Raw genomic sequence first — 13,058 nt, forward strand, 5'->3', positions numbered from 1 at the left:
TGTTTGCCGGGTTTCATATCATGCGCCCCGTCCACCAGACATGATGTGTCGGGTACGGGGCTATAGCTCAGCTGGGAGAGCGCTTGCATGGCATGCAAGAGGTCAGCGGTTCGATCCCGCTTAGCTCCACCAATCACCTCGATTGGCCTGATATGATGATGTTTTACGACGGTGTTCGTGTTACCCAGGAAGTACGTTGGGGCTATAGCTCAGCTGGGAGAGCGCTTGCATGGCATGCAAGAGGTCAGCGGTTCGATCCCGCTTAGCTCCACCACATTAAAAAAACCGGCTTCTGGCCGGTTTTTTGTTTTTATATCTTGTGCGTGCATGCCTGGCGCCGCCTCGATTTATCGCGTCAATCCTATAAAAAAGGCCGGGTTTCCCCGGCCCCAACCGCACCGTCGTTATGACGGCAAGATGGACGGCGGTTTAAATTACCAAACCGGTGATGGCGGCGGACAGCAGGCTGACCAGCGTCGAGCCGTACACCAGCTTCAGGCCGAAGCGGGATACCACGTTGCCCTGGTGTTCGTTAAGGCCTTTAATCGCGCCGGCCACGATGCCGATGGATGAAAAGTTGGCAAACGACACCAGGAATACCGACAGGATGCCGACGGAATGCGCGGACAGTTGGCCGGCAACCTTTTGCAAATCCATCATGGCGACAAACTCATTGGAGACCAGCTTGGTGGCCATGATGCTGCCGACCCGCAGCGCCTCGTCGCCCTGGATGCCGATGACCCGGGCAAAGGGATAAAATATATACCCCAGTATGCCCTGGAAGCTGATGCCGAACACCAGGCTGAACAAGGCGTTTATGGCGGCGATAATGGCAATGAAGCCAATCAGCATGGCCGCGACGATAATGGCCACCCGGAAGCCCGCCAGGATATATTCACCCAGCATTTCGAAAAAGCTCTGTCCTTCATGCAGATTACTCATCTGCAGCTCTTCTTCCTTGCCGACCTGGTAAGGATTGATCAATGACAGCACAATAAAGGTGCTGAACATATTCAATACCAGCGCGGCCACCACATAGCGCGGTTCCAGCATGGTCATATAGGCGCCGACGATGGACATCGATACCGTCGACATCGCCGTGGCCGCCATGGTGTACATCCGGCGTTCGGACATCTTGCCCAGGATATCCTTATAGGCGATGAAGTTTTCCGATTGCCCCAGGATCAGCGAACTGACGGCATTAAACGACTCCAGCTTGCCCATACCGTTAATTTTCGACAGCAGGGTACCGATGATGCGGATAATAAAAGGGAGCACCCGGATATGCTGCAAAATACCTATCAGGGCCGAGATAAATACAATCGGACATAACACATTCAGGAAAAAGAATGCCAGGCCCTGTTTATTCATATTACCGAAAACAAATCCTGTCCCTTCGGCGGCAAATCCTAGCAACTTATCAAACAGCGCCGAGAATCCCTGCACAAAACCCAATCCAATCTGCGAGTTGAGGAAAAAATAAGCAAGCAGGACTTCAATGACTAATAGTTGAACAATAAAGCGCAGCCTGATTTTTTTACGATCGTGGCTGACCAATAACGCCAGGATTGCCACTACGGCAAGAGCGAGGACAAAATGAAAAATCCGGGACATAGTTGCTCCAGTTATGAGGCAGGCAATAATTTGCCGCTCATTCTATGTAACGGTCGAACTAAAAACGAGTTATAAGTTGCAAATATATAAAAATCCTCTAGCAGAAGATGAGGATAGCGAGGCGGTCACAGATAAGTCGCGAAAAAAGTTAAATTTATATCCAATTATGTTAATAGTGTGCTAATGTAATTTAGTAACCCATTGGCGCTTCTAAGCCGGTCCAATTAGGGATGAAACTGTCATTAGGCTGGGTTTTGCCCCCTTTATGCTCATCATCATCGTCATCTATCGCAGAGATAACCCGAAACGTCCTAAATGCGCTTGATAATTATTATCGTTTGGATAGGATGAAGCTAATTCGATGGATCATAAGGGTCACTGATATGCTGAATAGCCGAACTGCGGACGGTGTCAATCGCGCATCACGCAAGGTAAAGCTCTCATTGCTTGGCCCGGCGTTTATCGCGGCGATTGGCTATATCGACCCCGGTAATTTCGCCACCAATATCCAGGCGGGCGCCAGCTTCGGGTACCGATTGCTCTGGGTGGTGGTGTGGGCCAACTTTATGGCCATGCTCATCCAGCTGTTGTCGGCAAAGCTGGGTATCGCCACCGGCAAGAACCTGGCGGAGCATATCCGCGATCGCTTCCCGCGCCCGGCGGTGTGGGCCTACTGGATACAAGCTGAAATCATTGCCATGGCCACCGATTTGGCGGAATTCGTCGGCGCGGCCATCGGTTTTAAAATGCTGCTGGGCTGCTCGCTGCTGCAAGGCGCAATCATTACCGGCATCGCCACATTCTTGATCCTCATGTTGCAACAGCGGGGTCAAAAACCACTGGAATTGGTCATTGGCGGGCTGCTGCTGTTTGTCGCCGCCGCCTATATCGCGGAGCTGTTTTTTTCGCAACCGAATATGGCGGAACTGGGTAAAGGCATGCTGCTGCCCAGCCTGCCGAACGGCGACGCGGTTTTCCTGGCCGCCGGGGTGCTGGGCGCCACCATTATGCCGCATGTGATTTACCTGCATTCTTCCTTGACGCAAAACGGACTGCACGGCAACCGCGCCCAACGCTACTCCTCGACTAAACTGGATGTGGCCATCGCCATGACCACCGCCGGTTTTGTCAATCTGGCCATGATGGCCACCGCGGCGGCGGCATTTCACTTCAGCGGGCATACCGGCATCGCCGATCTGGATGAGGCCTACCTGACCTTGGCGCCGCTGCTGAACCATACGGCGGCGACGGTATTCGGTTTAAGCCTGGTGGCGGCGGGCCTGTCCTCCACCGTGGTGGGCACCATGGCCGGGCAGGTGGTGATGCAGGGATTTGTGCGCTTTCACATACCGCTGCTGGTAAGGCGGGTGGTCACGATGCTGCCGTCCTTTGTGGTTATCATGATGGGGCTGGACCCGACCCGTATCCTGGTATTAAGCCAGGTCCTGCTCAGCTTCGGCATTGCGCTGGCGCTGGTGCCGCTGCTGACCTTTACCGGCAACCGCGTCCTGATGGGCGACATGGTGAATTCGCGTCTGATCCAGACGTTGGGGTGGGTTATCGTGGCGGTGGTGGTAACGCTGAATGGCTATTTGATGGTGGGCACCGCGTTCGGCCTGTAACCGGACTTTATCTTCTCCGGCTATCCGATACGCCACCCTACCGCAGGGGCCGCACCCGGCGCGTTAAGGGCAATGCGTGTCTATGGGGTTGGTCGGGCGCGGTTTATGCGCCCGACCGAGGCTCCGTGGCACGCCGGGCCCGCCAATACCGGGCGGAAATTGCGGGCCGGCGCGGCCTTATGCCAGTATCGCTTCGATACGCGCCAATTCGTCGGCGCTGAATTCGCGATTGGCCAGCATCCCCACCGCGTCGTCTATCTGCGAGGTTTTGCTGGCGCCAATCAGCACCGACGTTACCCGATCGCCGCGCAGCACCCAGGCCAGAGACATTTGCGCCAGCTTCTGGCCGCGTTCCAGGGCAATATCGTTCAGGCGCCGTACCTTATCCATTTTCTGCGCGGTAAGCTGTTCCGGCGTCAGGGTCAGACCCGGTCTGGCCGCCCGCGAATCCTGTGGTATGCCGTTCAGGTAGCGGTCCGTCAGCTGACCGCCGGCCAGCGGCGAAAAGGCTATCGACCCCACGCCGTTCTCAGCCAGCACATCAAGCAGTTCCGGTTCCACCCACCGTTCAAACATGGAATATTTGGGTTGATGAATCACGCAGGGGGTGCCGAGGTCGTTTAATAGCGCCAACGCCTGCCTGGCGAGCGCGGCGGGGTAGTTGGACAGGCCGATGTAGAGCGCCTTGCCCTGGCGTACCAGCAGATCCAGCGCGCTCATGGTTTCGGCAAGCGGCGTAGCGGGGTCCGGACGATGATGATAAAAGATATCCACGTAGTCCAGGCCCAGACGGCGCAGGCTCTGATCCAGGCTGGACACCAGATATTTTTTCGAGCCCCAGTCGCCGTAAGGCCCGGGCCACATGGTATAGCCCGCCTTGGTGGAAATAATCAGCTCGTCACGGTAGGGGAGCAAATCCTCGCGCAGCAACCGGCCGAAATTGGCTTCGGCGGATCCCGGGGGCGGCCCGTAGTTATTGGCCAGGTCAAAATGGGTAATGCCTAAGTCAAAGGCGCGGCGCACCATGGCGCGGCTGTTTTCCAGCAACGTGACGTCGCCGAAATTATGCCACAGGCCGAGCGACACCGCCGGCAGTTGAAGACCGCTATTACCGCAGCGACGATATAACATATCGTCGTAACGCGTTGGATTGGCCAGATAAACCATAAAGTATCCTTTTATCATTACTATCACGGTAGGAATCGGTCACCGCTTAATTCGCCGGGCAAGCGACGGCATAGGCTTACCGGCAACGGTGGATTATCCTGGTCGGATAATATATTGCGCTTTGCATCAGTTAAGCGATAAATTCCATTAAAAATAACTCAGACTACTGACAAACAAACGTGCGCGAGCTTGTCGCGGGTGTGATGGGCAAGCACCGTTTTATCATCAAACTCAGTTAAAAATAACCCTTCCCTGACAAACAATACAAGCGCTACGGGTGCCGCGGCATTGACCCGGCCGAAGACGCACGAGGATCACACAGTGAAAACACTAGGACTGTTAGGCGGCATGAGCTGGGAATCCACTTTACCTTATTACCGCTTGATTAACCAAGGCATTAGCGGCGCATTGGGCGGGTTGCATTCGGCGGATCTGGTGCTGTACAGCGTCGATTTCGCCCAAATCGCCCGCATGCAGGCCGAGGGTGATTGGCAACGGGCGGGCGATCTGCTGGCGGCCAAAGCGGTATTGCTGCAAAAAGCCGGTGCCGAGGCCATCGTCCTTTGCACTAACACCATGCATAAGGTGGCGGACACCATTGAATGGGCCTGTCCACTGCCGCTGTTGCATATCGCCGATGCCACCGCCCGGGAAATCAATGCCCGTGGCCTGCGGCGGGTCGGGCTATTGGGCACCCGCTTTACCATGCAGCAGGATTTTTATCGCCGGCGGTTCGAGCATCCGCACGGCATCGAAATCACCGTTCCGGGCGCTGCGGAAATGGACGCGATTCATAACATCATTTTCGAGGAGTTATGCCTGGGCAAGATCCGCGATGAATCGCGCCACACCTTCCGGCGCATTATTGCTTCGCTGGAGAGCCAGGGCATCGAGGGACTGATCCTCGGCTGCACCGAAATCGGCCTGCTGATCGGCGAAGACGACGCAACGGTGCCGCTGTTCGACACCACCACCCTCCACGCCGCCGCCGCGGTGGCCTTTGCCCTGGGATAAAGGCGAATCCGAAAGCAAACTCAATTTATAGCATTGGCCAATATAACTGGTATTATTATTATATTAATAAATTGTTTATGTTTGCTGCCGGTAACCCTCCGACGGCAAGTAGAAGAGTTAGCGGAGCCTTACATAATGACAAAATATGCCCTGGTCGGTGACGTTGGGGGAACCAATGCCCGCCTGGCGTTATGCGATATGGACAATGGCGCGATTTCCCATATCCACACCTATTCCGGTAAAGATTACGCCACCCTTGAAGCGGTGATCCGTCACTACCTGACCGCGCAAAAGGTCGAGGCCACGGAGGCCTGTATCGCTATCGCCTGTCCGATAACCGATGACTGGGTGGAGATGACCAACAGCACCTGGGCATTTTCCATCAAGGCCATGAAGGACAGCCTGGGATTAGCGCGCCTGGAGGTCATCAATGATTTTACCGCCGTCTCGATGGCGGTGCCGATGCTTGCCGCCGGCGATGTGGTGCAGTTTGGCGGCACGCAGGCGCAGGCCCAGGGGCCGATTGCCGTGTACGGCGCCGGCACCGGCCTTGGCGTGTGCCATCTGTTGCATCTGGACCAGCGTTGGATAGGCCTGCCGGGCGAAGGCGGCCATGTCGACTTCGCGCCTAACAGCAAAGAGGAAGCCGATGTCCTGGCGGTGCTGCGCGGCGAGTTCGGCCATGTGTCGGCCGAACGCGTATTATCCGGACCCGGGCTGGTTAATTTGTACCGCAGCCTCGTCACCATCGATGGCCGCGTTCCGGATTCACTGGAGCCGCAACAGGTCACGGAACAGGCCGTCGACGGCAGCAATGACGATTGCCGGCGCGCGCTGTCGCTGTTCTGCGTGCTGATGGGGCGTTTTGGCGGCAATCTGGCGCTGAACATGGGCACGTTTGGCGGCGTTTATATCGCCGGCGGCCTGGTGCCGCGCTTTCTGGAATTTTTCCGCGCCTCCGGTTTTCGCGCGGCGTTCGAGGATAAAGGCCGCTTTAACGATTACGTACGCGATATCCCGGTGTTTCTGATCAGGCACGAACAACCGGGCCTGCTCGGCGCCGGCGCGCATATGCGCCAGCTAATGGGTCTTCAACTCCAGGTTTCGGCGTGATTTGACTACACGCCGGCTGTTGCCGACAGGGCGGCTTATTCCGGCGCCTTTACCCTCTTGCCCACGGTTCTGTAGCCAAACCCCGGCTACAGCCGCATCAATTGCCGGAAAGCCCTGACCTTGCTGCGGCTGACCGGCACTTCAAAATCCAGATCGCTCAGGCGCAGCAGATAGGTATTATTAAACCAGGGCACAATTTCACGAATTTTTCCCAGGTTCACCACATACGACCGATGGCAACGGAAAAAAAACTCCTCCGGCAACCGGCTGCAGAATTCCGTGATGACCATCGGCATGACAAATTCCTCGCGCCGCGTATAGACCAGGGTCACCTTTTCCTGCGCCGCCGCATAATAGATATTGCTGATATCGGTAACGATAATGCGCTCGTCTTTGATCAAATTAATGGCGTGTTGATTCCGCCGCCCTGGCGCCGCACCCGCAGCCGGCGCCGGGGCGGCCTGATGCTGCGCCTCCAGCTTTTGCAGCATGGTGACGATGCGCGATTCCTGATAAGGCTTCAGGATATAGTCAAAGGCTTCCAGCTCAAACGCCTCCACCGCATGTTCTTTATAGGCGGTAATAAAGACTATTTCCGGCTTATGGCTGAATTTACTGATATTCTGCGCCAGCAACACGCCGTCCAGGGAGGGGATATTGATATCGAGAAAAATCACATCCACCTCATGATGCTGCAGGTAGCGCAGGACATCCAGTCCATCGTCGAACGTGGCCTCGATAGTCAGGCCGCTGTGCTTATGGATAAGGTAGCGTAATTCTTCCTGGGCGAGGAATTCGTCTTCGACAATTATGGCTTTCATGGTGCCTCGCGGTTAAACATGTCCTCCATGGACGTCATGCCGCCAGCTTGTGGGGCTGGGGGGTAATGTAAAACCAGATCTCGGTGCCCGGTTCAAGACGGCGGATATGCAGCCCTTCGCCATATAACAGCAATACCCGGTGATGAACATTCAGCAGGCCGATTTTCCCGGCCGGCAGTTCATTGCGTTTAACCTGCTCGATGACTTCCGCGCTGATGCCACCGCCGGTGTCTTTTACCGCAATACGGATACGTCCGCCGGTATCCTCCCGCACGGAAATCACCACCACGCCTTTACCGCGGCAAGGCTGGATGCCGTGTACAATAGCGTTTTCCACCAGCGGCTGGATGAGCAGGCTGGGCAGGGGGAACGACAACTCTTCATCGATATCAAAAATAACGCTCAGCTTGCTGCCGAAACGCGCCTGCTCGATGGCGATATAATCCTGGATTTGATAAAGCTCTTTTTTGATATCGATTTGCGCGCCGTTTAATTCCAGATTGTACCTCAGGTAACGGGAAAGATTGGTAATCAGCTGCCGGGCGGTATCCGGATTGATGCGGATCGACGAGGAAATGGCGTTAAGCGCATTAAACAGGAAATGCGGATTAATTTTGCTTTGTAACGCGCGCAGTTCCGCCTGGTCGGCCATTTCCCTCAGCTGTTCGATGCGCGACACCTCGATCTGCGTCGAAATAATCTGCGACAGGCCGATGGCCATCACTTTGAGTGAATTGGTGATCTGATGGGCGTGACAGTAATAGATCTTCAGGGTGCCGGTGACCACGCCTTTTTCCCATAACGGGATAATGATAAGCGAGTGGATTTGCGGCGTACGGTCCGCCTCGTCATTGTTCTTGATGGTGATGTTGCCGCTTTGAATACTCTCCCTGGTCATATCGCTGATGATCTCATGGCCGATATTGTACAATTCGGCCCCGACCCCGACATAAGCCAGGATATGATGTTCATTGGTGATGGCCACGGCGTCGGCCTTGATATCGGCGCGGATGATATCGCAAATGGTGGTGAGGGATTCGCTGTTGATATGGCGAAAGTAGGGCAGGGTCTTATTGGCGATATCCAGCGCCAGCTTGGCTTGCCGGGCGGCGATCACCTCTTTTTCATCCTCGACCCCCTGCACCAGCAGCACGATCATGCCGATGCTGACCCCGCCGAGGATCATCGGCAGCGCAATTTTGGACACGATATCCAGCCCCAGGGACATCGGCTGCGCCCAGAGAATGACCAGCAGCATGGTCAGGCACTCGCACAGCATGCCGCCCAGGATGCCGATGCCCCAGCGGCGCTCTTTTATCACCCTAAGCTTGATCCAGCCCGAGACAAAACCCGCCACCACGCTGCTGATAAGGCAAGGCACCGAGGTCGGGCCGTCGATATCGATCAGATAGCGGTGCACGCCGGCGATAATCCCGGTGGCGATGCCGACCCAGGGCCCGAATAAAATACCGCCGGACATGACCGCAATAATCCGCACGTTAATCAGCGAGCCTTCCACATGGATGCCGGAATAGGTGCTGAAAATGGCAAACAGGGAAAAAATGGCGGTGACCGCCAGCAATTCCTGGCGGGTGTGCTGTTCTTTTTGCAATAACTGGCGGAACTGGCGGATGCGCGTCAACAAAAACAGACAAATCAACATTAATGCCGCCCGTTCATAGACCGCCAGCAGCATTTCGAACATTTCTTTCACCACGACATCCCGGTAAATGGCCAACCTTTAGCCGTTACTATAAGCAATGGACGCCTGAGATTCCAGATTTGCCGCCGCGGCCGCCGTCGGGGAACGCGGCGACTCCGGCCGCCATGACGCGAGAAGTGCCGTAAAACGGGGAAGTCTGAGTAAACATAAGGGGATTTCATTTACCGGCATAAAACGCCTGCCGCACGGTTTTAGGCCAACGGCTACCGCAATAAAGGGGAATAATCGATAAATAAAATTTCATATTTCCTCTTTTTATCTTGTCCGCCGCGATGTCTGCCGTTGATATTGAAATCATGCCGAATATAGGATAGCTTCATGGACAGGCCCACGCATGGGCCGGCGTCGCTCGGATGGTCCGGGCGCTAACGTATAACGAGGATATTATGGCCGCATCCGGTTTGCCACGGCGTTTTACACGCATCGATCGTCTCCCCCCTTATGTATTCAATATCACCGCCGAGTTGAAAATGGCCGCGCGCCGGCGCGGAGAGGATATTATTGATTTCAGCATGGGTAATCCCGACGGACCCACGCCGCCGCACATCGTTGAAAAGCTTTGTACTGTCGCCAAACGGGAGGATACCCATGGATATTCCACCTCCCGCGGTATTCCCCGGCTGCGGCGCGCGATCTCGGGCTGGTATGCCGATCGCTACGGCGTCGAGATCAATCCCGACAGCGAGGCCATCGTCACCATCGGTTCCAAAGAGGGCCTGGCCCATTTGATGCTTGCTACCCTCGATCATGGCGATACCGTACTGGTGCCGAATCCCAGCTATCCGATACATATCTACGGCGCGGTGATAGCCGGCGCCCAGGTGCGCTCGGTGCCGCTGGTGGCGGGGGTGGACTTTTTCCGCGAGCTTGAGCGCGCCATTCGCGAAAGCATTCCCACGCCGAAAATGATGATTCTGGGCTTCCCGTCCAATCCCACGGCGCAATGCGTAGAGCTGGACTTCTTTGAACGGGTGGTGGCCCTGGCCCAGCAGTACGGCGTGCTGGTGGTACACGATCTCGCCTATGCCGATATTGTTTATGATGGATGGAAAGCGCCGTCGATCATGCAGGTGCCAGGCGCCAAGGACATTGCGGTGGAATTTTTCACCCTGTCGAAAAGCTATAACATGGCCGGCTGGCGCATCGGGTTTATGGTGGGTAATCCGGAACTGGTCAACGCCCTGGCGCGTATCAAAAGTTACCATGACTACGGTACGTTTACCCCCCTGCAGGTGGCCGCCATCGCCGCGCTGGAAGGTGACCAGCAATGCGTACTGGATATCGTCGAACAATATCACCAGCGCCGCAATGTCCTGGTGCGCGGCCTGCACGAGGCGGGATGGATGGTAGATACCCCAAAGGCGTCCATGTATGTCTGGGCCAGGATCCCGGAGCACTATGCCCATCTCGGTTCCCTGGAGTTCGCGAAAAAACTGCTGTCGGACGCCAAGGTCTGCGTATCGCCGGGCATTGGGTTCGGCGACTACGGCGATACCCATGTACGTTTCGCGCTGATTGAGAACCAGGATCGTATCCGGCAGGCGGTACGCGGCATCAAGGCCATGTTCCGTGCCGATGGCGTGCTGAAACCCGCCGGCGCCAAGGCCATCACGGACTAGGGAACGGCTACCCGGCCCGGCGGAGGGGGAACGTCTTCTCTTCCGTTCCGGCAACACGGCATTCGTCCCCGCATACGGCGTTTTGCTTCGTGGGTGGGGATAATGTTGTGTTGATTGATAAATATTTCTAATGAATTAATCCCTGCACAACAGCGCCCTATACGCGTCAATGGGACTACAACTGGCGTGGGCGCCATGGTGGCGGTCATCGCGCACAATACTTACAGTTCAGAAGATGTTATCCTACTCACAATAAGAGTAATATAAGCAGGCTATGTTTAGTGCCGTGGCAACCTGTTGGCCGCGATTTCGTCCAGGTAGGAAACTATGAGAAACCTTGTCATTGATATATTGAAAAAAATGGCCAAAGCGGATGCGGCGGCAAAAGAGCTGACTGCCCAGGTTGAAGCCCAGTCCCTGCTCCTGGCCGCGCTGGTGCTGACTGTCGGGCAGGGTAGCTCATCGGTTATGGCGACCAACATAGAAAAAGCCATTTTATCGGCTTCCGGCGCCAGCGAGGAGATTCTGCAAACGGATGTGGATTTATTATTGGCGCATTTTGTCCGGTTGATCTCAGTCTCGCAGTATGTTGAAGTCAACGGCGACGAAGAAAAGGTTAACAACGATTAATAGCCCGTGGCTTAACGGCGCGGTGATATCGTAGTATAACTTATTGATGTTATTGTCGTTTAAATAATAAGCGCTGGCGCGCTGCCCATCAGCATGGCTTCCTGTTTCCTATGCCGACGGGCAGGTTCCGGCGGCAATATCCTCATTGATTGCCTCTGATAATAGCGCATTAGCCAATAATTAAAACAATAACCCCTGCAATAAGATAATAACAAGCCTACAACACCCAGGAAATATACCGGCAAAATATTATGTTAATTAGTATAATGTCAAAGTGTAATCACTTTTAATTGGTATGAAAAAAGCCGCTATTTTATGGCGGGTCCTGCCGGATAAACGCCATCAGCCTATCTCAACGCAATACGACCCGGTTTCGCCACGCTGTTGCTGTTAAAGCTGATTTACTCCCCATCATCTGTTATGTCCCACCTGTGGCTCGGCCTTGCGATAGATCTGCTTTTTGCCATGATGCTTTGCCGCACGGTGGTGACGGTGATATTTATGCACTGTTTTAGGATGATATTCATCCCCGGCATGGGCATACGTAAGGGGGGCAAAGGGTAGGGCTAATACTACAGTCATCATTGCGATGATGAATTTCTTCATGTTAATGCCATGCCTTTTAAAATGTTTCCATTATGTGATAGCACATCCCACCAGCGGAAATGCGCGCTTACCTGATTATTCTAGCGCAAAAATGGCTTGCTGCTCTTTTATCTCCGCCCCGGCCGCTGCCCGCCCATGACGGACACACCTGGCATCGCGGTCACGCAGATAGCGACTGGGTGAGGTAAACATGGTTAAGCCCCGTCAGACCCAGCGTTGGGCGCTAAAGGCGATTTCCTTCCCGAATTGCCCGGATTGCTCACCCGCGGAATCGATCAAGCTCCCCTGCTAGGCCGGCATGTTCATGATACTGATGGCCCTGACGATTGTTCATCAAGCGCAGCCCTGCGGCGGGACGCGCCAGGGTTAAGGGCCATCACCGCCGGGCCGGCAACCTTTAGCAGCGTGGACGGCTTGCCTTGTGTAAGGGTTGGAGGAAAACCAGGCGGTTAAGGGCCAAAGCATATGACACTCGAGCAATTCCAACAGGCGGCTAATATCAGCGCCGGGTTAGCCGCACGCTGGTTTCCGCATATGGCGGCTATTATGGCTGAATTCAGTATTAATACGCCGCTGCGCCAGGCAGCTTTTATTGCGCAAATCGGTACGGAATCAGGTGGATTTACCACAGTAGTGGAATCGTTTAATTATTCGATAAACGGACTCAAGATATTCGGCAATCGCTTAACGCCGGCACAGCGCGAGGCGTTGGGCCGCCAACCTTCTGAAAGAACCCTGCCTATCGACAGGCAGCAGAAAATAGCCAATATTGTTTATGGCGGCAGATACGGAAATACGCGACCGGGAGACGGCTGGTTATATCGCGGGCGAGGTTTAAAACAGGTAACCTTTTATGCTAATTATGCCGCCTGCGGTAAAGCGCTCGATTTAGATCTGCTTGCCGAGCCTGATTTGCTCCTGGCGGATATCAATGCCGCGCGTTCGGCCGGATGGTTTTGGCAGGCCAATAAATGTAACACTTTCGCCGATATTGGCGATATGGTGGGGCTGACTAGACGGATTAACGGCGGCGTCAACGGCTTGGCCGATAGGCAGGCCCGCTATAAAGTCGCCGTGGATGCGCTGTACTGAAAATGCCGTGGCGTGCCGTCCTGGCGGCTGATATGAC

The 13,058-nt window shown here is 55.0% G+C and carries 11 protein-coding genes and 2 tRNA genes; 8 read left to right on the forward strand and 5 right to left on the reverse strand.

Annotated elements, in window-relative coordinates; translation table 11 throughout:
- The first annotated feature begins 56 nt into the window (after nt 1–56).
- Nucleotides 57–132 (forward strand) — tRNA-Ala (locus tag ACL2XM_RS02260).
- 66 nt (nt 133–198) lie between these two features.
- Nucleotides 199–274, forward strand: a tRNA-Ala gene (locus tag ACL2XM_RS02265).
- 155 nt (nt 275–429) lie between these two features.
- On the opposite strand, the gene ACL2XM_RS02270 is transcribed toward ACL2XM_RS02265, so the two are convergent.
- Entirely contained in the window at nt 430–1,614 is a 1,185-nt protein-coding gene (locus ACL2XM_RS02270) for a NupC/NupG family nucleoside CNT transporter (protein ID WP_410014143.1), read from the reverse strand.
- A gap of 383 nt (nt 1,615–1,997) precedes the next feature.
- Between ACL2XM_RS02270 and ACL2XM_RS02275 the strand changes: the two genes are divergently transcribed.
- On the forward strand, nt 1,998–3,236 hold the full coding sequence (locus ACL2XM_RS02275) for an Nramp family divalent metal transporter (protein ID WP_413727918.1): 1,239 nt from the start codon (nt 1,998–2,000) through the stop codon (nt 3,234–3,236).
- A 177-nt stretch (nt 3,237–3,413) separates the two neighbouring features.
- On the opposite strand, the gene mgrA is transcribed toward ACL2XM_RS02275, so the two are convergent.
- Complete coding sequence (gene mgrA / locus ACL2XM_RS02280) at nt 3,414–4,403, reverse strand: L-glyceraldehyde 3-phosphate reductase (RefSeq protein WP_413727919.1); 990 nt, start codon at nt 4,401–4,403, stop codon at nt 3,414–3,416.
- 321 nt (nt 4,404–4,724) lie between these two features.
- On the opposite strand from mgrA, the gene ACL2XM_RS02285 reads away from it, so the two are divergent.
- The gene (locus tag ACL2XM_RS02285) at nt 4,725–5,417 is read left to right on the forward strand and encodes an aspartate/glutamate racemase family protein (protein WP_410014146.1); all 693 of its coding nucleotides are present in this window, start codon (nt 4,725–4,727) and stop codon (nt 5,415–5,417) included.
- 135 nt (nt 5,418–5,552) lie between these two features.
- Nucleotides 5,553–6,530 carry a glucokinase gene (gene glk, locus ACL2XM_RS02290; RefSeq protein WP_413732232.1) on the forward strand — a complete coding sequence of 326 codons (978 nt, stop codon included), beginning with the start codon at nt 5,553–5,555 and terminating at the stop codon, nt 6,528–6,530.
- Between the two features lie 86 nt (nt 6,531–6,616).
- On the opposite strand, the gene ACL2XM_RS02295 is transcribed toward glk, so the two are convergent.
- Both ACL2XM_RS02295 and ACL2XM_RS02300 read right to left on the reverse strand, forming a co-directional pair.
- Nucleotides 6,617–7,351, reverse strand: coding sequence for a LytR/AlgR family response regulator transcription factor (locus ACL2XM_RS02295; protein ID WP_413723358.1), 735 nt, complete (start codon nt 7,349–7,351; stop codon nt 6,617–6,619).
- Between the two features lie 34 nt (nt 7,352–7,385).
- Complete coding sequence (locus ACL2XM_RS02300) at nt 7,386–9,065, reverse strand: LytS/YhcK type 5TM receptor domain-containing protein (protein ID WP_413723357.1); 1,680 nt, start codon at nt 9,063–9,065, stop codon at nt 7,386–7,388.
- Nucleotides 9,066–9,460: 395 nt separating this feature from the next.
- Here ACL2XM_RS02300 and alaC point away from each other — a divergent pair, with 395 nt between their 5' ends.
- Both alaC and iraP read left to right on the forward strand, forming a co-directional pair.
- On the forward strand, nt 9,461–10,693 hold the full coding sequence (gene alaC, locus ACL2XM_RS02305; protein WP_413723356.1) for an alanine transaminase: 1,233 nt from the start codon (nt 9,461–9,463) through the stop codon (nt 10,691–10,693).
- A 327-nt stretch (nt 10,694–11,020) separates the two neighbouring features.
- A complete protein-coding gene (iraP, locus tag ACL2XM_RS02310) occupies nt 11,021–11,323 on the forward strand; it encodes an anti-adapter protein IraP (RefSeq protein ID WP_413723355.1) in 303 nt (100 codons plus the stop codon).
- A 411-nt stretch (nt 11,324–11,734) separates the two neighbouring features.
- Here the strand turns inward: iraP and ACL2XM_RS02315 are convergent, their stop codons facing one another.
- A complete protein-coding gene (locus ACL2XM_RS02315; protein WP_410014152.1) occupies nt 11,735–11,929 on the reverse strand; it encodes a hypothetical protein in 195 nt (64 codons plus the stop codon).
- A gap of 465 nt (nt 11,930–12,394) precedes the next feature.
- Here ACL2XM_RS02315 and ACL2XM_RS02320 point away from each other — a divergent pair, with 465 nt between their 5' ends.
- A complete protein-coding gene (locus ACL2XM_RS02320) occupies nt 12,395–13,021 on the forward strand; it encodes a glycoside hydrolase family 19 protein (protein WP_413732234.1) in 627 nt (208 codons plus the stop codon).
- Nucleotides 13,022–13,058: the final 37 nt, after the last annotated feature.

Source organism: Sodalis sp. RH20, assembly GCF_047324205.1.
Taxonomy (GTDB): Bacteria; Pseudomonadota; Gammaproteobacteria; order Enterobacterales; family Enterobacteriaceae; genus Acerihabitans.

Excerpts from the sequence above, each read along its gene's own strand:
- ACL2XM_RS02320 (WP_413732234.1), top strand. The coding sequence starts at position 12,395 with ATGACACTCGAGCAATTCCAACAGGCGGCTAATATCAGCGCCGGGTTA.
- iraP (WP_413723355.1), top strand. The coding sequence starts at position 11,021 with ATGAGAAACCTTGTCATTGATATATTGAAAAAAATGGCCAAAGCGGAT.
- ACL2XM_RS02270 (WP_410014143.1), bottom strand. The coding sequence starts at position 1,614 with ATGTCCCGGATTTTTCATTTTGTCCTCGCTCTTGCCGTAGTGGCAATC.
- glk (WP_413732232.1), top strand. The coding sequence starts at position 5,553 with ATGACAAAATATGCCCTGGTCGGTGACGTTGGGGGAACCAATGCCCGC.
- ACL2XM_RS02315 (WP_410014152.1), bottom strand. The coding sequence starts at position 11,929 with ATGAAGAAATTCATCATCGCAATGATGACTGTAGTATTAGCCCTACCC.
- mgrA (WP_413727919.1), bottom strand. The coding sequence starts at position 4,403 with ATGGTTTATCTGGCCAATCCAACGCGTTACGACGATATGTTATATCGT.
- ACL2XM_RS02295 (WP_413723358.1), bottom strand. The coding sequence starts at position 7,351 with ATGAAAGCCATAATTGTCGAAGACGAATTCCTCGCCCAGGAAGAATTA.
- alaC (WP_413723356.1), top strand. The coding sequence starts at position 9,461 with ATGGCCGCATCCGGTTTGCCACGGCGTTTTACACGCATCGATCGTCTC.
- ACL2XM_RS02275 (WP_413727918.1), top strand. The coding sequence starts at position 1,998 with ATGCTGAATAGCCGAACTGCGGACGGTGTCAATCGCGCATCACGCAAG.